The organism is Lysobacter enzymogenes (assembly GCF_900106525.1).
In the GTDB taxonomy this organism is placed as follows: domain Bacteria; phylum Pseudomonadota; class Gammaproteobacteria; order Xanthomonadales; family Xanthomonadaceae; genus Lysobacter; species Lysobacter enzymogenes.
The window spans coordinates 370,988-393,849 of sequence record NZ_FNOG01000004.1 but is presented as its reverse complement, the minus strand read 5'-3'; the positions used below and the strand labels follow the sequence as shown (position 1 = coordinate 393,849).

Genomic DNA, 22,862 nt, shown 5'->3' with positions numbered 1-22,862 from the left:
CTCATTGCTCTCCCCAACGGAAGCTCAGGTCGAAACCCAGACGGTCTTCGCGGATGCCGTCGTAGACCGGGCGCGACCAGTTCACGCCGTAATTCAGCACTCGGCCGGTGCCGAAGCGCCATTCGTGTTCGTAGCGCACCTGCGGCACCCAGTGGCTGCCGAAGTTCTCCTGCCAATACGGCCCGGCCTGCACGGTCAGGCGCTGGCGGAAGTGGCGCTCGTAACGGCGCCAGGCCAGGTGGTCGATGCGCAGGCCGAGGTTGAGCGAGCCGTCGCGGCTGGGATTGAAGTAGGGAATGTCGGGGCCGGTGCGGCTGGCGCGGCTGGCGAACACGTCGGCCAGGCCGTCGATCAGCAGGTGCGGGCGGGTGTACAGGCGCTGCGCGCCGCTGAGGCCGAACGCGGTGCGGGTGTTGTCGTCGCTGTAGCGCAGTTGCTGCGCGGTCGCGGCCAGCGAGCTGCGTTCGCTCGGTGTCCAGCGCAGGCCCAGGCTCAGCGCGTCGGCGTGCAGGCCGGCGCGGCGCGCCTGCAGCGAGGCCTCCGGCGTGGTCGCGTACCACGAGGCGGTGCCTTGCAGCACGTCGCTGAAACGCCAGCCGGCGTCGAGGTAATAACCGGTGCGGTCGCCGCTGGGCAGCCAGCGGTCGTTGCTGCGGTCGACGCCGAAGCCGAGGGTCAAACGATCGTAGGCGTACAGCGCGCCGACGCCGGTGCGGCGGTCGTGCACGCGGTCCTTGCCGCCGTCGCCGTTGTCGTAATCGGCCCAGGCGTCTTGCGCGTGCGCGGTCAGGCGCCAGCGATCGCCGATCAGCGGGCTGGCGACTTCGACCTTGTGGGTCGCATCGCGCGAGCCCAGCGGCGAAGCGGTGGCGGCGCGGTCGCCGTCCGAATCGCTGCGGCCGAACGCGGTCGACACCTGCCATTGCCAGCCCAACCGGCTGTCCCAGGAGCGCCCCATCTGCTCGACCTGGACGTCGCGCGCGCGGTTTTGCAGCAGTTCGTCGTGGATCGGCCGGGCCAGATCGACGCGGTTGTGTTCGAGCAGGCCGCCGACCTGGCCGACGCGCGCGGACACGTTGGTCGGCTCCATCGTCTGGGCCATGCGGAAGCGTTCCAGCGCGCGGTCGGTCCAGCCGCGCTTTTGGTAGAGCACGCCCAGGTCGGACTGCAGGCCCGGATTGTTCGGGCCGATCTTGGCCATCGTCTCCAGGCGCTGTTGCGCGCCGACGGTGTCTTCGCCGTACAGGCGGATCATCGCCTGCTGGCTGTCGGCGTCGTAATGGCGCTGGTTCTGATGGCTTTCCTTGGCCCCGGGCACGCGCACGAACGCGGGCTGCGCCTGCTTGATCTTCTCCAGCTGGCGGTCGGCGTCGCCGAAGCGCTCGCTTTCGGAATAGGCGTAGGCCAGCTGCAGTTGCGAGTCTTCGTCTTCGGGCCACTGGCGGGCGACGGTTTCCAACACGGTCGCCGCTTCCTCCGGATGCTTGGCCGCCAGCAGCGACTGGCCGACCTTGGCCAGCGCGTACATCGGGATCTCGACCTTCTCCGCCTGCAGCGCGCGATAGCGCTCGACCACGTCGGCGTGGCGCTCCAGGTAGTTGAGCATCACCAGTTCGTCGAAGCGCGAGCGCAGGTCGGCCTGTTGCTGCTGCGGGGTCTGCGCGGCGCGGTGTTGCGCCAGCAGTTCGCTCGCCTGGCGCATCTCGTCCAGGCGTTGGGCTTCGCTCTGCGGGTAGCCCGCGCCCCACAGCACGCGGCGGGCGAAGCGGTCGGCGCTCAGGCGCTGGCGTTCGCCCTCGCTGAACAACTGCGGCTTGGCCTGGGCCAGGCTCCAGGCGCGCTCGGCGCCGCCGAGATCGGCCAGGGTCAGCACTTGCAGGCGATAGAGCCGGTCGTCGCCAGGGCGGGCGGCCTGGGCGGCTTCGATCCGCGCCAACGCCGGCAGCCATTGCCGTTGTTCACGCAGACGCTCGATCTCGGGCAGGGGATCGCCCACGACGGTGTCTGCATTATGACGCGGTGCGGCAAAAACTGACGTTGAAGGGCAGGTTGCGATCACCGCCGCGAGCGCGGCAGCGAGGGCCAGGGGACGCTGTGTGGGCATGGGCACCGATTTCCGTGGGGGCCCGGGTAAATCTGGGCCGATCAAAATGTGAAAAACATCACATTTTGCGATAGGGACGCAAAAGCTGTGCCAAGAGGGTGTGAACGGCGATCAGTTCTTATAATTCAAGCCGTTGTTTTGATTGTATTTTTGTGCCGTGAAGGGGGTGTCTAATGTGCTGCGCCGCGGTTTGACATTGCTCTTTTAGATCGATTCAAATCGATTCGAGGCAGGAGGACGCGCCGATCGGCGCCGTTCGCGACAGACGTCGGGGCGCCCACTGCGCGCCGCGGATCGGGGCAAGGGAGCAATAGATATGTCGGTAAACCGAGGCGGCCGCCGCGCGGGCGCAGGGCTGGCGGTGCTGGCCGCGGCATTGGCCGTGGCCGCAGGCGCGCAGGCGCAGGCCAAAAGCCGGGCGTTCTGGAGTTCGTTCGAGCCGTCCGACCCGGCCGCATCCCTGCTCGCCGGCGCCGTGCCGCGATTGAGCCCGGCCGGCGGCCCGCCCGCTGCCGCGGCGCTGACCGCCAAGCCCGACGCCGGTTTCACCGGTCTGCATTCGCTGCGTTACGACGGCAACGGCGGCGGCGAGCAACGCGCGCAGGTGTTCGAGGTCGATGTACCGGTGAGCAAGGACAGCGAGCTGTCGTATCGCCTGTTCCCGCTGTCGGCGCGGCAACTCGATGCGAAGGCGGGGCAACTGGACGATCTGCGCTACGCCTCGACCTTCGTCGCGCTCGACCTGGAATTCGACGACGGCAGCCGCCTGTCGCAGCTCAAGCCGGTCGACCGCTACGGTTTCGCCCTGACCGCGCGCGGCCAGGGCGAGGCGCGGCTGCTGTATCCGGACCAGTGGAACGCGGTCGCCAGCCGCATCGGCGAGGTGGCCGCGGGCAAGCGCGTGCGCAAGATCGTGCTGGTCCACGATGGCGGCGCGGGCGCGCTCTACGGCGGTTATCTCGACGATGTGCGGATCGAGCCGGCGCCGCGGCGCAAGGACAAGGAACTCGACAAGCTCGCGGCCAAGCACCCCAGCGAATTCGTCGACACCCGCCGCGGCAGCAATTCCAACGCGCGCTATTCGCGCGGCAACAACTTCCCGGCGGTGGCGCTGCCGCACGGCTTCAATTTCTGGACGCCGACCACCAACGCCGGCTCGCATTGGATCTACCAGTACCAGGAGCGCAACGGCGAGGCCAACCGGCCGCGGCTGGAGGCGCTGGCGCTGTCGCACGAGCCCAGCCCGTGGATGGGCGACCGCCAGGCGTTCCATATCCTTCCGGCGCCCGGCGAGGGCGCGGTCGAGTTCGACCGCGGCAAGCGCGCGCTGAGCTTCGGCCACGACCAGGAAACCGCGCGCGCCGATTACTACCGGGTGCGCTTCGACAACGGCATGGTCGCCGAGATGGCCCCGACCGACCACGCCGCGATGCTGCGTTTCAGCTTCCCCGAAGAGCGCGGGCGGTTGTTGTTCGATCAGCGCGACGAGCACGGCGACATCGCGCTCGACCGCGAAACCGGCACGCTCAGCGGCTGGACCGAGAACAAGAGCAAGCTCTCCGCCGGCGCCGGGCGGCTGTATGTCTATGCGCGCTTCGACCGGCCGCCGAGCGAAGGCGAGCGCCTGCAGCGCGAGGCCGGGCGCGACCGGGTCTCGGCCTGGTACGGCTTCGAACTCGGCCGCGAGCGCCAGGTGACGATGCGCATCGCCACCTCGCTGATCTCGGTGGAGCAGGCGCGGCGCAATCTCGAACTGGAAATCGCCGCCGACGACGACTTCGACAGCGTGCGCGAGCGCGCGCAGGCGGCGTGGGACGCGCAACTGGGCATCGTCCAGGTCGAAGGCGCGCCCGAGCACGAGCGCAGCACGCTGTACTCCAATCTCTACCGCCTGTTCCTGTATCCCAACAACGCCAGCGAGAACACCGGCAGCGCGCAGCAGCCGCGTTGGCAGTACGCCAGCCCGTTCGTGCCGGCGCCGGCGCAAAGCGACGCCGAACGTACCGGCGCGCGCATCGTCGACGGCCGGGTCTACGTCAACAACGGCTTCTGGGACACCTACCGCACCGCGTGGCCGGCCTATGTGCTGCTGACCCCGACCCGCGCCGGCGAGATGATCGACGGCTTCGTCCAGCAATACCGCGACGGCGGCTGGATCGCGCGCTGGTCGTCGCCGGGCTACGCCGACCTGATGGTCGGCACCAGTTCGGACGTGGCCTTCGCCGACGCCTGGCTCAAGGGCGTGCGCAACTTCGATGTGCGCGGGTTCTATCAGTCGGCGATCCGCAACGCGTCCAGCGCCAGCCCGCTCGCCGGCACCGGGCGCAAGGGCATCGAGCGGGCGATCTTCCGCGGCTACACCGACACCAGCACCGACGAGGGGCTGTCGTGGTCGATGGACGGCTACATCAACGACTTCGCCATCGGCGCGCTGGCCACCGCGCTGTCGCGCGAGGCCGGCGCCGACGATCCGTATCGCGATGCCTACGCCGACGATGCGGCCTATTACCGCAACCGCGCGCTGGGCTACGTCAACCTGTTCCATCCGCGCCTGGGCTTCTTCCTCGGCCGCCACCGCGACGGCCGCTGGCGTTCGACCGACACCGAGTTCGAACCGACCCGCTGGGGCGGCGACTACACCGAGACCAACGCCTGGAACATGGCCTTCCACGCGCCGCAGGACGGCGCCGGGCTGGCCGCGCTGTACGGCGGACGGATCGCGCTGGGCAACAAGCTCGACCTGTTCTTCGCCACGCCCGGCACCTTCGAGACCGGCAGCTACGGCGGGGTGATCCACGAAATGCTGGAAGCGCGCGACGTGCGCATGGGCCAGTACGGCCACAGCAACCAGCCCTCGCACCACATCCCTTACATGTACGCGATGGCCGGGCAGCCGTGGCGGATCCAGGAGAAGGTGCGCGACATCATGGATCGCCTGTACGCCGGCAGCGACATCGGCCAGGGCTATCCGGGCGACGAAGACAACGGCGAGATGTCCGCGTGGTGGTTGTTCAGCGCCGCCGGCTTCTACCCGCTGCGCATGGGCTCGCCCGAGTACGTGATCGGCGCGCCGCGCTTCGAGCGCATGAGCATCGCGTTGGAGGGCGGCAAGCGCATCGAGATCCGCGCGCCCGGCGTCAGCGCGCGCAATCGTTACGTGCAGTCGCTGAAGATCGACGGCGAGCCGTGGGAGCGGTTGACCCTGCCGCATGCGCGCCTCGCGCAAGGCGCGCTGCTGGAATTCAAGATGGGGCCGATCCCGTCGAACTGGGGCAGCGCGGCCGCGGCGCTGCCCGAATCGCTGAGCGCCGACGGCGAACTGCCGTTGCCGCTGCGCGATCTGGCCCGGCGCGACAACGCCACGGTCGCCGGCTTGAACGCCAAGCAGGCCGCGGCCTTGTTCGACGACGACGCGACCACCTCGGCCCGGCTCAACGCGCCGATGCCCTTGCTGAGCTGGAACTTCAAGGCCGCCGCGACCGTGCGCCTGTACACGTTGACCTCGTCCGACAAGCCCGGCGACGCCGCGGCCTGGGCGCTGCAAGGCTCCAACGACGGCCAGCAGTGGACCACGCTGGACGAACGCCGCGACCAGAACTTCCCGTGGCGGCGGCAGACGCGCGCATTCGCCATCGCCGCGCCGCAGGCATTCTCGCGTTACCGGCTGCGGCTGGTGGGCGAGGGCGCGGGCGGGATCGAGCTGGCCGAGGTCGAGTTGTTGGGCGAGGCGAAGTAGCCCGACCGGTTGCGCCGCGAGTTTGCGGCTTCGCGGTCGCGACTCGCGTCGCTCCTACAGGTCGCCCCTGTAGGAGCGACGCGAGTCGCGACCGCGCCGACACGACCGCCGGCGCGACCGTGCGCCGCGCGTGACGCACTGCGCGCTTTAACGCCGATCCGCTAACGCCGTCGCAACGCGTGCCCACGCGGCCTGCGAAACCTTCCCGCCGCGTCCCGTTTCCTGCCCACGCCCGTCCTTCGCCGTCGTCGCGCGCCGCGCTAAGGTCGATGCGCGCGATGGTTCGCGCATGTGGTTCAACGCAAGCCCACTCCGCCGGCGCGTTACGCCGCGCCGGCCACTGCGCGGACTGGTTCCGCAAACGAGGCTGACATGGACACGAAGGGACTCACACGGCCCGGCCTGCGGCGATGCGCCGCAACGCTGGCGGCCGGTCTGCTGCTCGCCGCTCCCCTGGCGCAGGCGCAGAATTTCGAAACGTATTACGGGCAGCCCGAATGGCGCGACGCCGCCGAGGACGTCAAGTCGGTCGCCCAGTGCCCGGGCGGCGGCTCGGTCACTGTCGCCACCCGCCGCAACGGCAGTTCCGACCAGGTGCTGATCACGCGCATGGACGACAACGGCGTCAGCGACGGCGCCGCGCCGGGCACCTGGCAGCGCGCGTATCCGATCGCCGGCGCCAAGTTCTCTTCCGGCCTGGGCATCGTCGAGCTGGGCGAACGGCGCGGCTTCGCCGTCACCGGCACGGTGCGCGCGGGCGACAGTTCGCGCATCTACGTCATGAACGTGGACTGCGCCGGCAACATGGTCTGGACCACGCTGCTGGAGAACGCCGACGGCAATGCCATCGCCACCGGCTACGACCTGATCCAGAGCGGCGCGCTGACCTCCTCGGGGAAAGGCGACATCGTGGTCGTCGGCGACGAGATCGTGCCCAGCCAAGGCCGGACCTTCGGCCGTATCGTGCGCCTGGATCTGGGCGGCAACGTGATCTGGGACCAGCGCTACGACGGCCGCGAATGGCCGACGCTGCAGTTCCGCGCAGTCACCGAAAACCTCGCCGCGACCGGCGCGTTCACGGATCTGGTCGTGGCCGGCGGCGCGTCGGGCGGCGATCTGCGCAAGGCGCTGATGTTCCGCACCGACGCCAACGGCGCGCCGGTGTGCGCCACCACCCTGGGCGACGAGCGCGAGCACCGGGATTTCTACGGCCTCACCGCCTTGCTGTCGCGCGGCTACAGCGGCGACACCGTGTTGGTGGGCGAGGCGCGCGGGCCTGCGGAAGGCGCGCTGCCGCGGCCGTACCTCGCGCGCTTCGGTCGCGGCAGCTGCGATCCGAAGGCGCAGGCCGACTGGTATGCGCCCGACAAGCAGGGCTTCACCGCGTTCGATGTGGTCGAGGCCCGCAACATCGACGGCAACGACGGCGCGCTCGCCGTCGCCGGCACGATCTACGGCACCCAAGGCTTCAGTTTCGCCGCCAATCCGGCCGACCTGCGCCAGTACGCCGCCGGCCCGCTGGCCCGTCTCTACGGCAACGAGAAGCGCGAAGCGATCTACGCGATCGACCGCAAGGGCGACCGTTTCGTGCTCGCCGGCTACACCGGCGCCGACCGCGACGGCTCCGGCGATCCGCAGGACGTCTACTTCGTGCAGAGCGATCCGGTGCTCAAGACCCGCTGCGCGCAGGACTGGACGCCGCAGGGCATGGGCGTGGACCTGCCGTACAAGGACACGCGGCCGGAGCCCAAGCGCATCGACAAGTGGTCCGCGGCCGGTACCGAGCCGATCGTGGCCAGCGACTGGAAGTACGCGTGCGAGCGCGACCCGCCGAACGGCTGCCCGGGCGTGATCGACAACGGCACCGTCATGCTCGGCGTGCACGACGCCGGCTACCTCAACATCGAGTGTCCGGCGATCAAGCCCTCGATGGGCCTGTACGGCACCAGCCTGGTCGGCCTGCGGTTGATGTCGACCAACGGCGAAGCCTCCGCGCCCGGCGCGCCGTGCGAAGGCTGGGGCGTGGCCAACGCCGACCCCGCGTTGCCGATCACCGCGCACGCCTCGCGTTGCGGCACCACCGCCAATGTCGTGGCTGCGCCGCTGACGGTGCAACCGACCGCGCCGTTCGACCGGGCCACCTCGACGGTCACCGTCGGCAGCACCTTCCGCATCGTGCATCGCTTCATCCCGACCGCGGTGACGCCGTTCCTGTACCGCGTCGAGGTGTCGATCCAGAACATCGGGCGCAGCACGGTGAAGGACCTGCGCTATACCCGCGGCATCGATTACGACGTGCCGCCGAACACCTTCTCGGAGTACATCACCCTGGCCGGTTCGTCGCCGCTGCTGGTGGGCTGGAACAACAACGGCTTCACTTCGCTCGATCCGTTGGCCGCGCACCCGACCACCGGTGCGATGACCGACAACGGCCCCGGCGATCTCGGCTCGCACATGGACTTCCGTCTGGGATCGTTGGCGCCGGGCGCGACGCGCAGTTTCGTGACGTACTACGGCGCCGCGCCGACCGAAAAGCAGGCGCTCAACGCGTTGTCGTCGGTCGGAGCCGGCCTGTATTCGCTGGGCCAGCCGAACTACCTCAACGGCACTCCGTGGAATGCGCCGATACCGGGGCCGGACGGCCCGCTGCTCGGCGTGCCGAACACCTTCATGTACGGCCTGCAAACCAAGTAAGACGCTTCAGTCGTCGGCCGCGAACGCGGCCGGCGACGCCGCGCCGTCGCGTGGGCTGGCCGCCCGCGCGACGGTCGCGCGCAGATGCAGGTGCATCGCGCCGGCCAGTGCGCATGCGGCCAGCGCGGCCGCCAGAGTCAGGCTCGCGCCGGCCAGGCCGCGGGTTTCGATCAGCCAGCCGGTCGCCAGCGCCGCCAGCGGCATCGCGCCCATGGTCGCGGCCGAGAACCAGGTCATCTCGCGCCCCATCCGGCGCGGATCGGCTCTGCGCTGCAGCCACGACAGCGAGCGGATGCCGTAGTGGTTGCTTGCTGCGGCGAGCAAACCGAACGCCAGCACCGTCGCGCCCAACGGCCATGCCGCCGCGCCCCAGCCGAGCAAGACGTAGGCGAGGGCGGCCGCGAGCCAGCAACCGGCCACCCCGTACAAGATCCGTTCCATGCGCTCGGGCGGGCGCCGCGCCGCGAGCGCTGCGGCCAGCGACACGCCGAGGAACTGCGCGGCGTAGACCGCCAGATAGCGCGGATCGTGGCGCTGCACCAGCAGCACCGGCAGCAGGATCTGCACCGGGCCGAACGCGAGCAGGCTGCTGGCGAGCAGGTAGAGGTAATAGCTGCGCGCGATGGCGGGCGCGTTGACGGTCGCAGCGTTCGTCGTTGCGGCGCCGGCTTCCGCGTCGACGGCCTCGCGCCCGCGCGCCGGCCCGCGCCGGCGCAGCGCCGCGATCAGCGGCAGCGAGGCCGCCACGCATAGCGCATCGACCGCGAACGCCGCGGCCAGCGCGTGCGGGCCGGACGAGGACAGGATCAGGCCGCCGGCCAGCATCGGCATCGCCATCGTCGCCACGCTGGAGGCCAGCGCGAACACCGCATTGGCCGGTGCCAGCAGGCCGCGGCGCAGGTACAGGCCGAAGCAGGCGCGCCCCGCCGGATACGCCACCGCCCAGACGATGCCGCCGATCAGCGCCAGCGCATAGATCAGTTCCAGGCTCATCGCGTCGAACCAGGTCGCTGCGGCCAGGGTGAGGTTGATCGCCACGTACGCCGCGCGGCACCACCACAGCAGGCGCGCCGGATCGAAGCGATCGAGCGCGCCGCGGAACGCGAACAGCAAGACCAGGCTCGGCAGCGCCTCGATCGCCGCGACCGCGCCCAGGTCGAGCGCGCGGCCGCTCAGGCGCATGACCAGGAACGGCAGCGCGATCAGGGTGAACGCGGCGCCGAAGGTAGTGATCAGATTGTCGAGCAGCAGCCAGGCCGGACGCCGGTCGCGCCGGCCGATCCGCAGCAGCCGCGCGGCCGCGCTGCGGCGCGCGCTCATGCGGACGCGCTCAGGTCCGCGCCGGGCGGCGCAGGAAGAACAGTTCGCCCTCGCGTTCGACCTGGAAGCCGAACGCGGCGGCGATGGCTTCGAGCTTGGCCGCGTCCAGGCGCCAGACGGTTTCGACATCGTCCACGCCCACATCCAGGGTCCATTGCATGCCCAGCCAGTGGGTCAGGACGAAGCCGCCGGGCTTGAGCAGCCGCGCCAGCGCGTCGAAATAGCGCTCCAGATGGCGCTGGCAGCAGGCGAAGCTGGCCAGGTTGTTGTCGAGCACGCAGTCGAAGCCGGCCGCGGCGAAGCGTTCGGCGAAATCGCGGCTGTGCTTGTTGAGCAGGTGCACGCGATAGTCGCGCAGGCCCAGCGACTGGGCGTGCTCGAACTCGCCGCGGGCGACGGTGACCGACACCACCCGCGCGCGACCGTCGAGCAGGCGCGCCACCGAGGAATTGCCGGTGCCCACGTGCAGCACGTCCAGGCCGTCGAGCGCGGCGCTGCGCAGCCAGCGGTTGATCGCCGCCTGATCTTCGGTCGGCTCGCAGTTCGAATAGTCCAGCAGCGGCCAGCTCGCGCGTTCGTCGGCGCCCTGGTGGGTGTCGACGTGCGGCTCGCGCCCACAATCGATGCGGTCGGCGCCGATGTCGAAGCGCGGCTGGAAGGCGGGAACGGCGGACGCGGAAAAAGTCGGATTCATGACAGCGGCTCGGACGCGGACGGGGCGCGTCGATTCTTCGCTCATGCGCGAACACGTGTCGAGCGGCGCAGCGCGGCGTTCGCGGAACTGCACGGCGCCGTCACAGATTAAATCGTGCGCTGCTTTCATTCTTCGTTGCGAAAGCGCGGCGATGCACTGCGCTCGCGCCGCGCGGACGGCGTCGGAATTCTTCTATCGGGCACTGCGCTTTCGCGGCAGCCGATGCGAGCTTCCTTCCGCACCAGCTTCGGCCAGCGTTCCCCCCAAGCAATCGTTCCGTCCGCTCCAATCCGCAAGCTTCAGCACCAGGCGTGCGGGCGCCGCATCGCGGCCGTCCGTATCGACGCGTCCGGTCTGCCAATCAGACCCTGCGAGCCCGCAGCGCATGCGCGAATCCGCGCAGCGCCGTCGTGCCCGCGTCCGCCGGATGCGCCGCCCCATGCTCAACCAGTTCGGTTTCGATCGGCTCGTCTTCAGTCAGTTGCTGCTGACCGGCGTGGTCGGCTTTTCCACTCTGATCCTGCTCGCCTGCCTGCTGTTCCTGATCGGCTGGGGGTGCTGGCGCGGTGTGCGCCGGCCGCCGTCGCGCGTGCTGGCGCGCTATCCGTTCGTGTCGATCCTGGTGCCGTTCTACAACGAGCCCGAAGGCTCGCTGCTGGACACGCTGGAATCGATCGAAGGCAACGACTATCCCGGGCCGGTGGAAGTGCTGCTGGTCGACGACGGTTCGACCAACGCCACCGCCGCCGCGGTCGCCGACTGGCTGCGGCAAGCGCGCGGCAAGCGCTACCAACTGATCGCGCGCGAACGCAACGGCGGCGCCAAAGGTTTGGCTTTGGACGCGGCGCTGCCGCAGTTGTCGCCGGATTCGGAAGTGGTCACGGTGATCGACAGCGACACGGTGATCCTGCCCGGCGCGCTGCGCAGCGCGGTCGAAGCGCTGTATTCCTCGCCGCGCCACGCCGCCGCCTGCGGGTTGATCGTGCCGGCCGGGCGCAACCAATCCTGGCTGCACCGGTTGCAGTTCTACGAACACATCGGCGCGCTGGCGGCGATCCGCTACGTGCAGAGCAAGCTCGGCTCGGTCAACGTGGTCGCCGGCGCGTTCTCGCTGCACCGCACCGACGTGATCCGCGAACTCGGCGGCTGGGGCGAGTGGCTGGTCGAGGACATCGCCTGGACCTGGCGCGCGCTAGCCCACGGCTATTCGATCGCCTACGCGCCCGACGCGGTGGCCTACACGATCTGCCCGACCACCTTGGGCGGCCTGTTCCGCCAACGCCGGCGCTGGGCGCGCGGGCGCCTGGAATCGTTCCGCGTGGCCTGGCGCATCTCCTGGCCGCGGACGATGAAGATGCTGCCGTGGTGGCTGCTGTGGGCGCAGTCGGCGCTGGTGCCGACCCTGCTGCTGGCCGCGGCCGGCGCGCTGCTGTACCGCAGCCACGCGCTGCTGGCGGTGGCGGCACTGAACTGGCTGCTGATGGCCGCGCTCAATTTCGTCTCGGTGCTGCACGCGCGCGAACGGCTGCAACTGGGGCCGCTGGATCTGCTGCTGGTCTCGGTCTACAACACCGTCATCGACGTGCTGTTGCTGCCGGCCAATCTGATCGGCCTGCTCGACGAGTTGCGCGGCGGCCGCAAAAGCTGGATGACCCGCTGAGGCGCGCATGGACTATCACGCCTTCCTGGCCCAGCGTCCGCGCGCCTACCTCGGCCGCGGCCTGCCGCGCCGACGCGCGCTCGCGCTGAGTTTCGACGACGGCCCCGGCCAGGCGACGCCGGCGCTGCTGACCGCGCTGCGCGAACTGGAAGTGGCCGCGACCTTCTTCTGCATCGGTCGCCTGCTGCGCGCCTCGCCGTGGCTGAGCGCGCGCATGCTCGCCGACGGCCACGAACTGGCCAATCATTCGATGAGCCACGTCGACGCCCGCGGCCTCGACGCCGAAACCCTGCTGCACGCCGAAGTGGCTCCGGCCGCGGCCGAACTGCGCCGCGCCGGCGCCGACGCGCTGTCGGCGCGGCTGTTCCGTCCGGCCTTCGGCGAGATCCGCGCCGATCAGGTCGACCTGCTGGCGCGGCACGGCTACACCGTCGCCGGCTGGTCGATCGATCCGTGCGACTGGCTCGAACCCGACGCGCCCGGCCACGTCGACTGCGTGGCCGGCGCTGTGCTGGCGCAAACCCATCCCGGTGCGATCGTGCTGCTGCACGACGGCGACGACGACCACGGCCGGGCGCGGTCGCGCATCGTCGAGATCGTGCGCGAGCTGGTGCCGGCGCTGCGCGCGCAGGGTTATGGCTTCGTGCGGGTCGGCGATTTGTTGCGCGAGCGCGAGGCGCAGGGGGAGCTGGGGTGAGGCAGGGGGCGGGCGAGTCGCGCGCGAGTCGAGTGGCGCTGGCCTATGCGATGTCGCGGTCGCGGCTCGCGCCGCTCCTACAGGCAGATCGCAAACTTCGGTCGCTACCTGTAGGAGCGGCGCAAGCCGCGACCGCGACATCGCATAGGCCGGCACCGCTAGCTCAATGCTGCGAAATCACCGCTGCTCGTCTTAACCCGTCTGGCAGATTCACGCAGACGCGGCGGTAAACGCCAACGGCGGCAAGAGTGCAGGCAAATCCGCGCGATCCCTGCGCGCGGCCATATCGGTTCAGCCCTTGGGCCGGCTGGCCCCGCACGACAGCGCATACACCCGCACCAGCTCGCGTTTGAGCGTGGCCTGGGCCTGAGCGACCTCGGCGTCGCGCAGGCGCTGCGGGCTTAAAGGCTCGCGCGGCCACGCCGGCGCCGCGTCGGCCGCAGCGGCCGCGTCGTCGGATTCAGGAAGATCGGCTTGCCTGCGCATGCGTACTGTCCGTCTTGAGGTACCCGGCGAATCTAGCATCGTGTGGGCGCGCGGCTCAAACCCGCGCCGCGGCCGGGCGCCCTTGCGCGCGGTTTTCACCGTCGGCGGCGCTATCATCGCGGCCTGCACGAGGCAGCGGCGCGCTCGCGTATGCGGCGTTTTCCGCAGCCTGCGTCCCGCATTCATCGAACCCGAATCATCGCGAGGTAGTCCGTGGCATCCGTCGTCGCCCAACCCATCGTTGCCGGCCTGACCCGTTCGGCCGTGTTTCTCGTGGTGACCCTGCGGCCGGAGCCGCAACATCGGCGCGCCGTGCGCGCGTTGTGCGCGGACCTGGCCGGCCTGCTGCGTTCGGTCGGTTTCCGCGATCTCGACGGGCGGCTGTCGTGCATCCTGGCGTTCGGCGACCAGGCCTGGTCGCGCCTGTTCGGCGCGCCCGCGCCGGCCGAGCTGCATCCGTTCCGCGCCATCGAAGGCCGCCATCGCGCGGTGTCCACCCCGGGCGATCTGCTGTTCCACATCCGCGCCGAGCGCATGGACCTGTGCTTCGAGCTGACCCAGCAGATCCTCGCCCGCCTCGGCGAGGCGGTAGCCACGGCCGAGGAAGTGCACGGTTTTCGCTACTTCGACCAGCGCGACCTGCTCGGCTTCGTCGACGGCACCGAGAACCCGGTCGACCAGGAAGCGATCGACTCGGCCATCGTCGGCGCCGAAGATTCCGGCTTCGCCGGCGGCAGCTACGTGATCGTGCAGAAATACCTGCACGACCTCAAAGGCTGGGAATCGCTGCCGGTCGAGCAGCAGGAGCGCATCGTCGGCCGGCACAAGCTGTCCAACGTCGAGCTCGACGACGCGGCCAAGCCGTCCTACGCGCACAACGTGCTGACCGTGATCGAGGAGAACGGCGAGGAGCTCAGCATCGTGCGCGACAACATGCCGTTCGGCGATGCCAGCAAGAGCGAGTTCGGCACCTACTTCATCGGCTACGCGCGCTCGCCGCGGCGGATCGAGCGGATGCTGGAAAACATGTTCCTCGGCGACCCGCCGGGCAATTACGACCGCCTGCTCGACTTCAGCCGCGCGGTCACCGGCTCGCTGTTCTTCGCGCCGTCGGCGACGTTCCTGGCGGACGTGGAGGACGAAGACGAAGACGAACAGGCCGCGACGGCCGCCGCCGCCGCGCCCGCGGTTTCATAGGGTTCGGCGCGTACGCCGCGGTCGCGGCGCGCGCGCTTCACGCGATCATGCCGCGAGCGCGGCGGAGGACGCTGTCATGGCCAAGCACGACGACGAAGTGCCCGGAGTCAAAACCTACGAGGGTTCGGCGGGCGGTTGGGGCGCGTTGGGCGCGGTGGCGCGCGCGCTCAAGGGACAGATGGCGATCGCCGAGGACGTGCGCACGCTGATGCGGGTCAACCAGCCCTGGGGCTTCGATTGTCCCGGCTGCGCCTGGCCCGATCCCAAGCACACCTCTTCGTTCGAGTTCTGCGAGAACGGCGCCAAGGCGGTGACCTGGGAGGCGACCAGCAAGCGCGCGGCGCCGGAGTTCTTCGCCGAGCACACGCTCGCGCAGTTGTGGGAATGGTCCGATCACGCCTTGGAAGACGCCGGGCGGCTGACCCATCCGATGGCGTACGACCGCGCCAGCGACCGCTATCTGCCGATTTCCTGGGACGAGGCCTTCGCCCGCATCGGTGCGCTGTTGCGCGGCTACGAGGATCCCGCCACGGTGGAGTTCTACACCTCCGGGCGCACCTCCAACGAAGCGGCGTTCTTGTACCAGCTGTTCGTGCGCGAGTACGGCAGCAACAATTTCCCCGACTGCTCCAACATGTGCCACGAGGCCACCAGCGTCGGCCTGCCGCAGTCGATCGGCGTCGGCAAGGGCACGGTGACGCTGGAGGATTTCGACCACTGCGACGCGATCTTCTCCATCGGCCACAACCCCGGCACCAACCACCCGCGCATGCTGTCGACGTTGCGCGAAGCCTCGCGCCGCGGCGTGCCCATCGTCGTGTTCAACCCGCTCAAGGAACGCGGACTGGAGCGCTTCGCCGCGCCGCAGGACCCGGTGGAAATGCTGACATTGAGCGCGACGCCCATCGCCACGACCTATTACCAGGTCAAGGTCGGCGGCGATGTGGCGGTACTCAAGGGCATGATGAAGGCGTTGCTGGCCGCCGACGCGGCGGCCATCGCCGATGGCGGCGAAGGCTTGCTCGACCGCGAATTCATCGCCGAACACACCACCGGTTTCGAGGCCTTGGCCGCGGACTTGGAGGCGTTGGCGTGGCCGACCATCCAAGCCCATTCGGGCCTGAGCCGCGCCGATATCGAGGCGGCGGCGCAAGTCTACGCCGCGGCGAAGCGGGTGATCGTCTGCTACGGCATGGGCATCACCCAGCACCGGCACGGCACCTCCAACGTCCAGCAATTGGCCAATCTGTTGCTGTTGCGCGGCAATATCGGCCGCGAGGGCGCGGGCATCTGCCCCTTGCGCGGCCATTCCAACGTGCAGGGCGACCGCACCGTCGGCATCACCGAGATTCCCTCGCGCGCCTTGCTCGACGGGATCGAGCGCGCGTTCGGCTTCGCCCCGCCGGATTCCAGGGGCCACAACGCGGTGGAGGCGCTGCAGGCGATCGCGGCGGGGCGTTCGAAGGCGATCATTTGCCTGGGCGGCAATCTCGCCGTGGCCATGCCCGATCCGCAAACCGTGTTCCCCGCCATGCGCGGGCTGGAACTGGCCGTGCACGTGGCGACCAAGCTCAACCGCTCGCACCTGCTGACTGCGCGCGAATCGATCCTGCTGCCGTGCCTGGGCCGGACCGAGCGGGATGTGCAAGCCGGCGGCCGCCAGTCGGTGACGGTCGAAGATTCGATGTCGATGGTGCACGCCTCGCGCGGCACGCTGAAACCGGCGTCGGAGCAACTGCGTTCGGAACCGGCCATCGTCGCCGGCATCGCCCAGGCGACCTTGGCTGAAACCAAGGTGGACTGGGCCGGGTTGATCGCCGACTACGCGCTGATCCGCGACAAGATCGAAGCGGTGTTTCCCGACTTCCATCGTTTCAATGAGCGCATCGCGGTGCCCGGCGGTTTCCGCCTGGACGTGCCGGCCTCGCGGCGCGAATGGCGCACCGCCTCGGGCAAGGCCAACTTCCTGCTCTGCGCCGGGGTCGAGGAAGACCCGCGCGCCGGCGGCGCCGACGCGCTGCGCCTGGCGACGATCCGCAGCCACGATCAGTACAACACCACGATCTACGGCCTCGACGACCGCTACCGCGGCATCGCCGGGCGGCGCGACGTGGTGTTCGTGAACCCGCGCGATTTGCAGCGGTTAGGGCTGGCGCACGGCGACTTGGTCGATGTCGAGACGGTGGCGGCGCACGCAGGCGCACCGCCGCGTGCGCTGCGCGGGCAGACCGTGGTGGCTTACGAGATCGCGCCCGGTTCGGTCGCTGCGTATTACCCGGAAGCCAACGGGTTGCTGGCCTTGGACCAGTACGACGAGCGCAGCGGAACCCCGGCGTACAAATCGATTCCGGTTTCGATCCGGCGCGCGCGCTAGCGCGCCGGCCGTTGCCGCGCATGGGTGCGCCGTGGCCGCAAACGCGGCCGGGCCATGTCGCGGCGCGACGACGGCGCAGTGGGGCGAACGTTCGCGCGAGCGCTCGCGCTGGCGTGGTGCTGATTCGGCGGCCGCTGGCTCAATCGGACTGGAACTTGACCTTCGCCGACACGAAGTAGCCCGCCAGCTTCCACTTGCCGTCGACGTGCTCGAAGACGAACTTCTCCTGCCCGGTCTTGATTCGGGAGAATTCGGTCGTGATCGCGATCGTGCCGAAACGCCCGGCGATGCCGTCGATCTCGTTCTCGAACCCGAAGCCGGCGACTTTGCGCTCTCCAGGCGTGCCCGCGACGCTCCTCATCCGCGCGGCGGTGTTCCCGAACTCCTCCTGGGACGCCTGCTTGGACAGCCTCGGACTAGCCTTGGCCCATGCCGCGGTATAGCGGCCGGCGTCGAGATCTTTCGCCACGGCTTCGGCCGCGCGCAGCAATTGCAGCTGCTCGGCTTCGGTGCCGGTGTTTACGGCTTGCGCCTGCTTCTTCTGCGAGGGGCCGACTTGTACTTTGCATGCACACAGCGTCCCGGCCAGCATCGCAGCCGCCATCGACACCGCCGCGGTTCGCGCGAACCGATTGCAGGCCGTTGTTTTCATGTCTCGCCCCCGTGTCGACGGGGCCATCATAGTCGCAGGCTGCGATGGGGCGAGGCGGCGGCGGCCCTTCTTGGCGTGGGCGCAAACTGCGTCGATCCAGGCGGGGAGGGGCGCAGTCGCGCTTGCAGCAGCGTGGGCGATGCGTTCGCGAGTTTGTCGCGCAAACGAAAAAGCCGGCACTGGGCCGGCTTTTATCGCACGATGATTGGTCGGGGAGACAGGATTCGAACCTGCGACCTCTACGTCCCGAACGTAGCGCTCTACCAGACTGAGCTACACCCCGACTTCGTGAGCCGCAAATTCTAGCGATGCTGACCGGGGGGCGCAATAGGGGACGACAGAAAAATTTCATTCCGGTTGCGCCGCCCGTCCCGGATGGCCGGAAACCCGCGTGGCGCGGGGCTGCGCCCCAGCCATTATCGGCAAAGTCCGGCAAATTCCAGCGCGGGCGCCGTCCGGCGGCGCTGGACGGGGATGCGCGCGCGAGTGCGGTCCCGGGGCCGCGCAATCGCTAAACTAAGCGGCATGCCGGCGGCGCCCGCGGCGCATCCCCTCGGGGACGCCCGCCGCACCCGTTCCGGGCCCGCCCTTTCGCGCCTTTTGCAGTGATTTCGGAGTCTGTCTTGATCAAGCCTCGCACCCCGCCCGGGGTCATGGAGCTGCTGCCCCGTGACCAGATCGCGTTCCAGCGCATGCTCGACACGATCCGCCGCAATTTCGAACGCTTCGGCTTCCTGCCGGTGGAAACGCCGGTGATGGAGCTGACCGAGGTGTTGCTGACCAAGTCCGGCGGCGAGACCGAGCGTCAGGTGTATTTCGTCGAGTCGACTGGCGCGCGCGCCAACAACGCACAGGAAGGCGACGGCCGCGCCACGCCGGAACTGGCGCTGCGCTTCGACCTGACCGTGCCGCTGGCGCGCTACGTGGCCGAGCACGAGGCCGAACTGGCGTTCCCGTTCCGCCGCTATCAGATGCAGCGCGTCTACCGCGGCGAGCGTCACCAGCGCGGCCGCTACCGCGAGTTCTACCAGTGCGATATCGACGTGATCGGCAAGGACAGCCTCAGCGTGCGCTACGACGCCGAGCTGCCGGCCTGCATCTACGCGGTGTTCTCCGAGCTCGACATCGGCGCATTCACCATCCAGCTCAACAACCGCAAGCTGCTGCGCGGCTTCTTCGAAGCCCAGGGCGTGGCCGACGGCGAGCTGCAGGCGCTGGTACTGCGCGAGGTCGACAAGCTCGACAAGCGCGGCGCCGATTACGTGCGCGATGTGCTGATCGGGGCGAATTTCGGCCTGCCCAGCGACGCGGTGGACCGGATCCTCGATTTCGTCGCGGTGCGTTCCAACTCGCACGCCGATGCGCTGGCCAAGCTGGACGCGCTGGGCGAGGGCAACGACTCGCTGCGCCAGGGCGTGGCCGAGCTGCGCGAAGTGCTCGAGCTGATCCGCGCGCTGGGCGTGCCGGAGGCCAACTACGCACTGAACTTCTCCATCGCCCGCGGCCTGGACTACTACACCGGCACGGTCTACGAGACCACGCTCAACGATTACCCGCAGTTGGGTTCGATCTGCTCGGGCGGGCGTTACGAAGACCTGGCCAGCCACTACACCAAGTCCAAACTGCCGGGCGTAGGCATCTCGATCGGTCTGACGCGGTTGTTCTGGCAACTACAGGAAGCTCGGTTGGTCAGCACCGCCGACAGCAGCGTGCAGGTGCTGATCACCCAGATGGACGATGCGCACCTGCCGCAGTGCCTGGCGCTGGCCAGCGAGCTGCGCGCGGCCGGGCTCAATACCGAAGTGGTGATGGAAGCGTCCAAGCTCGGCAAGCAGTTCAAGTACGCCGACCGCGCCGGCATCCGCTTCGTGGTGGTGCTGGGCGAGGACGAAATCGCCAAGGGCAGCGCCACGGTCAAGGACCTGCGCCGCGAGGACCAGTTCGAGGTCGCGCGCAGCGAGCTCGCGCGCACCTTGCGGGTCGAACTGGAACAGTCGCGGGTCATGAAGTGACCTTGCGGCGCGCCCATCGCAGCGGCCGCGCGCGCGTTCGTCGCGCACGGCCCGCGGCGTGCGCGCGCGGTGCCGCGGGTTGCCGCGCGCATCGCCGCCATCGTCCATCCTGTCATTCGCCGCGCCGGCATCGCCCGGCGCCGGCAGCAGCATCGGCGCGAGCCGACACCCACGCCGCGGCCTTCACCCGCCGCGGTTTCCTTTTGTCTGACGCACCGACTCCCGAGTATGCGCGCCGCCGATCCGCCGGCGCCGCGCAGATGATCGCCAGGGTGCGATGCGGAGAACCCCAGCTTTGAACAAGATCCGACTCGACGGCCGCTCGCTGACGCGGTCCCAGCTCGTCGCCGTGGCTTACGGCGCCCAGGTCGAACTATCCGCCGAGCAACTGCCGGCCGTGACGCGCGCGGCCGATTTCCTGGCCGAACAGGTGCGCCGCGAAGAGCCCATCTACGGCGTGTCCACCGGCTTCGGCAGCAACGCCGACCGCCTGCTCGGCGCCCACCACCTGCGCGACCAACTGCCGGGCGCCAAGCGCTCGCCCGAAACCCTGCACGAAGAGCTGCAGCGCAATCTGATCGTCACCCACGCAGTGTGCGTGGGCGAGCCGTTCGCGCCGGAGATCGTGCGCGCGATGCTGTGCATCCGCATCAACACGCTGATGCGCGGCCACTCCGGCATCCGCGTGCAGACCTTGCAGGCGCTGACTCAGATGCTCAACGCCGGGATCGTGCCGGTGGTGCCGCAACTGGGTTCGGTCGGCGCCAGCGGCGACCTCGCGCCGCTCTCGCATCTGGCCATCGTCCTGCTCGGCGGCGGCGAAGCCTTCTTCGAAGGCGAGCGCCTGCCGGGCGCGCAGGCGCTGGCGCGCGCCGGTCTGGAGCCGGTGAAGCTGTCGTACAAGGAAGGCCTGGCACTCAACAACGGCACCGCGCAGATGCTGGCCTGCGGAGTGCTGGCGCTGAGCAAGCTGGAAGACCTGCTCGACACCGCCGACCTCGCCGCGGCGATGACCATCGACGCCTTCGCCGGGCGCCTGGGCGCGTTCGCGCCGGAAGTGCATGCGCTGCGTCCGCATCCGGGTCAGGTCAAGGTGGCCGAGAACCTGCGCAGCTTGCTCGACGGTTCGACCCTGGCCGATATTCCCTACCACCTAGTGCCGCGCTTCCGTCCGTGGCTGCCGCAGAGCTGGGACACCGAAGCCGCGCAGCAGCTGAGCTTCGACATCGGTTGGGACTGGGTGCCTTTCAGCCAGCGCCACGGTCGCGAGAAGTTCTACACCCGCTTCCGTCCGTTCCGCGGCGGCAAGAAGCACCAGCCGCAGGACAGCTATTCGCTGCGCTGCATCCCGCAGGTGCACGGCGCGGTGCGCGACGCCATCGCCCAGGCTGCGCGGGTGCTGGAGATCGAACTCAACTCGCTGACCGACAACCCGATCGTGTTCCCCGACGCGCAGGCCGAGCACGTCGAACAGCAGGTGATCTCCGCCGGCCATTTCCACGGCATGCCGCTGGCGCTGGCGATGAGCTACGTCAAGGCCGCGATCCCGGTGCTGGCGAGCATTTCCGAGCGCCGCCTCAACAAGCTGGTGGACCCGGCGACCAACGACGGCCTGCCGGGCTTCCTGATCGGCAACGAAGACGCCACCGAGTCGGGCCACATGATCGTGCAGTACACCGCCGCGGCCATCGTCAACGACCTGGCCAGCCGCGCGCATCCGGCTTCGGTCTATTCGATCCCGACCAGCGCCAACGCCGAAGACCACGTCTCGATGGGCGCGAACGAAGCGCGCCATGTGCTGGCGATGGCCGACGATCTGGGCAAGGTGCTGGCGCTGGAGCTGTACACCGCCGCCCAGGCGCTGGACCTGCGCCGCGACATGATCAACGCCGCGCGCGACCTGGCCGACCGCGCCGACGCCGCGACCCTGGCGGCGAAGGTCGCCGGCGGCCCGGTCGCCGGCACGGACGATCACGCCGGGTTCCTGGCAGAAGTCGAAGGCTTGCGCGCCGAGTTGTCGGCGGCCGAAGAGTTCCGCCCGGGCCGCGCGGTGGCCATCGCCCACGCCAAGCTGCGCGAGTCGATCGCCTTCCTCGACCACGACCGCGCGCTCGACGGCGAAGTCGCGACCGCGGTGCAACTGGTGCGCGACGGCAGCGTGCTGTCGGCGGTGCGCGCGGGTCTGCAGGACTGATCCGGTGCGGCCCCTCCCGCCTGGGAGGGGCCGCATTCGCCGCGCAAGCCGCGTTTCCCCTTGTAGGAGCGGCGCAAGCCGCGACCGCGACAATGCAACTGCGACGCGGGTTTCGACGTCGCTGCGATAGCGCAGTCGCGGCTCGCGCCGCTCCTACAGGGTCTGCGGCCGGTTTCGTTTCAGACTGTAGGAGCGGCGCGAGCCGCGACCGCGACAATACAACTACGACGCGGGTTTCGACGTCGCTGCGATAGCGCAGTCGCGGCTCGCGCCGCTCCTACAGGGGCTCCGGCCGGTTTCGTTCCAGACTGTAGGAGCGGCGCGAGCCGCGACCGCGACATAACAACTGCGACGCGATTCTCGACCCGATCGCGGCCGCACAACCGGTTCCGCCAAGCCTCGTCCAGACCGGCGCAACGCCCGTACCCCGCCGATCGGCGCTATCGTTCTACAACACCCCAGGCCACGGACAGCCGCCATGCAGGTCATCCATCACAGCGCAACCGTCTTCACCCTGGCCGGCCTGCTGACCCCGGCCGAATGCGAGGCCTTGATCGCGCAGGCCGAAGCCCACGGCTTCGAACCCGCCGGCGTGCGCACCGCCGACGGCGGCCAGAAATCGATGGCCCACGTGCGCAACAACAAGCGCGTGGTGTTCGAATCGCCGCACTGGGTCGACACGCTGTGGCAACGCCTGCGCGCCGCCGATCTGCCGGCGCTCGACAACGAAATCCCCGCCGGGCTGCCGCGCGCATTGCGCTTCTACAAATACGGCCCGGGCCAGCGCTTCCGCATGCACAAGGACGGCCCCTGGAGCGAGGACGGCCGGTCGAGCAAGCTGACCTTGCTGGTCTACCTCAACGACGGCTTCGTCGGCGGCGACACCGCGTTCCGTGGGTTCCGGGTCGAGCCGCGCGTCGGCGACGCGTTGCTGTTCGTGCACGACACCTGGCACGAAGGCTCGGCGGTGGAGCAGGGCGTGAAGTACGCGCTGCGCTCGGATGTGATGTACGCGCCGCCGGCGTGAGCCGAATGCGGCGCG

General features: G+C 69.4%; 14 protein-coding genes and 1 tRNA gene. 9 read left to right on the top strand and 6 right to left on the bottom strand.

All coding sequences use genetic code 11. The features are described from left to right. Nucleotide 1: 1 nt before the first annotated feature. The gene (gene pgaA / locus BLU84_RS12585; protein ID WP_170849157.1) at nt 2-1,996 is read right to left on the bottom strand and encodes a poly-beta-1,6 N-acetyl-D-glucosamine export porin PgaA; all 1,995 of its coding nucleotides are present in this window, start codon (nt 1,994-1,996) and stop codon (nt 2-4) included. Nucleotides 1,997-2,420: 424 nt separating this feature from the next. Between pgaA and BLU84_RS12580 the strand changes: the two genes are divergently transcribed. After that, nucleotides 2,421-5,840: a GH92 family glycosyl hydrolase gene (locus tag BLU84_RS12580; RefSeq protein WP_083382535.1), complete on the top strand. Its 3,420-nt coding sequence runs from the start codon at nt 2,421-2,423 to the stop codon at nt 5,838-5,840. Between the two features lie 372 nt (nt 5,841-6,212). Then, nucleotides 6,213-8,534 (top strand): hypothetical protein, encoded by a 2,322-nt coding sequence (locus BLU84_RS12575; protein ID WP_074867323.1) that lies wholly within the window; start codon nt 6,213-6,215, stop codon nt 8,532-8,534. Between the two features lie 6 nt (nt 8,535-8,540). Here the strand turns inward: BLU84_RS12575 and BLU84_RS12570 are convergent, their stop codons facing one another. Next, nucleotides 8,541-9,854 (bottom strand): MFS transporter, encoded by a 1,314-nt coding sequence (locus tag BLU84_RS12570; RefSeq protein ID WP_074867321.1) that lies wholly within the window; start codon nt 9,852-9,854, stop codon nt 8,541-8,543. A gap of 10 nt (nt 9,855-9,864) precedes the next feature. Further along, nucleotides 9,865-10,548, bottom strand: coding sequence for an SAM-dependent methyltransferase (locus BLU84_RS12565; protein WP_074867319.1), 684 nt, complete (start codon nt 10,546-10,548; stop codon nt 9,865-9,867). A gap of 439 nt (nt 10,549-10,987) precedes the next feature. On the opposite strand from BLU84_RS12565, the gene BLU84_RS12560 reads away from it, so the two are divergent. Further along, on the top strand, nt 10,988-12,208 hold the full coding sequence (locus tag BLU84_RS12560; protein ID WP_170849156.1) for a glycosyltransferase family 2 protein: 1,221 nt from the start codon (nt 10,988-10,990) through the stop codon (nt 12,206-12,208). A gap of 7 nt (nt 12,209-12,215) precedes the next feature. Beyond that, nucleotides 12,216-12,905 carry a polysaccharide deacetylase family protein gene (locus BLU84_RS12555; RefSeq protein WP_074867315.1) on the top strand — a complete coding sequence of 230 codons (690 nt, stop codon included), beginning with the start codon at nt 12,216-12,218 and terminating at the stop codon, nt 12,903-12,905. A 291-nt stretch (nt 12,906-13,196) separates the two neighbouring features. Here BLU84_RS12555 and BLU84_RS12550 read toward each other — a convergent pair whose 3' ends face one another. After that, the gene (locus BLU84_RS12550) at nt 13,197-13,391 is read right to left on the bottom strand and encodes a hypothetical protein (protein WP_074867313.1); all 195 of its coding nucleotides are present in this window, start codon (nt 13,389-13,391) and stop codon (nt 13,197-13,199) included. Between the two features lie 213 nt (nt 13,392-13,604). Here BLU84_RS12550 and BLU84_RS12545 point away from each other — a divergent pair, with 213 nt between their 5' ends. After that, a complete protein-coding gene (locus BLU84_RS12545) occupies nt 13,605-14,588 on the top strand; it encodes a Dyp-type peroxidase (protein WP_074867311.1) in 984 nt (327 codons plus the stop codon). 76 nt (nt 14,589-14,664) lie between these two features. Beyond that, nucleotides 14,665-16,962 (top strand): FdhF/YdeP family oxidoreductase, encoded by a 2,298-nt coding sequence (locus BLU84_RS12540; protein ID WP_074867309.1) that lies wholly within the window; start codon nt 14,665-14,667, stop codon nt 16,960-16,962. A gap of 139 nt (nt 16,963-17,101) precedes the next feature. Here BLU84_RS12540 and BLU84_RS12535 read toward each other — a convergent pair whose 3' ends face one another. Together BLU84_RS12535 and BLU84_RS12530 are read right to left on the bottom strand one after the other, a co-directional pair. Then, nucleotides 17,102-17,614, bottom strand: coding sequence for a DUF4019 domain-containing protein (locus BLU84_RS12535; protein ID WP_170849155.1), 513 nt, complete (start codon nt 17,612-17,614; stop codon nt 17,102-17,104). A 206-nt stretch (nt 17,615-17,820) separates the two neighbouring features. Then, nucleotides 17,821-17,897: transfer RNA gene (locus BLU84_RS12530), tRNA-Pro, on the bottom strand. 340 nt (nt 17,898-18,237) lie between these two features. Here BLU84_RS12530 and hisS point away from each other — a divergent pair. The 3 genes from hisS (at nt 18,238) to BLU84_RS12515 (ending at nt 22,847) form a co-directional block, all read left to right on the top strand. Beyond that, nucleotides 18,238-19,626 carry a histidine--tRNA ligase gene (hisS, locus tag BLU84_RS12525; protein WP_074867305.1) on the top strand — a complete coding sequence of 463 codons (1,389 nt, stop codon included), beginning with the start codon at nt 18,238-18,240 and terminating at the stop codon, nt 19,624-19,626. Between the two features lie 295 nt (nt 19,627-19,921). After that, nucleotides 19,922-21,820 (top strand): HAL/PAL/TAL family ammonia-lyase, encoded by a 1,899-nt coding sequence (locus BLU84_RS12520; protein ID WP_425479367.1) that lies wholly within the window; start codon nt 19,922-19,924, stop codon nt 21,818-21,820. A gap of 478 nt (nt 21,821-22,298) precedes the next feature. Further along, on the top strand, nt 22,299-22,847 hold the full coding sequence (locus BLU84_RS12515) for a prolyl hydroxylase family protein (RefSeq protein ID WP_074867301.1): 549 nt from the start codon (nt 22,299-22,301) through the stop codon (nt 22,845-22,847). Nucleotides 22,848-22,862 lie beyond the last annotated feature (15 nt).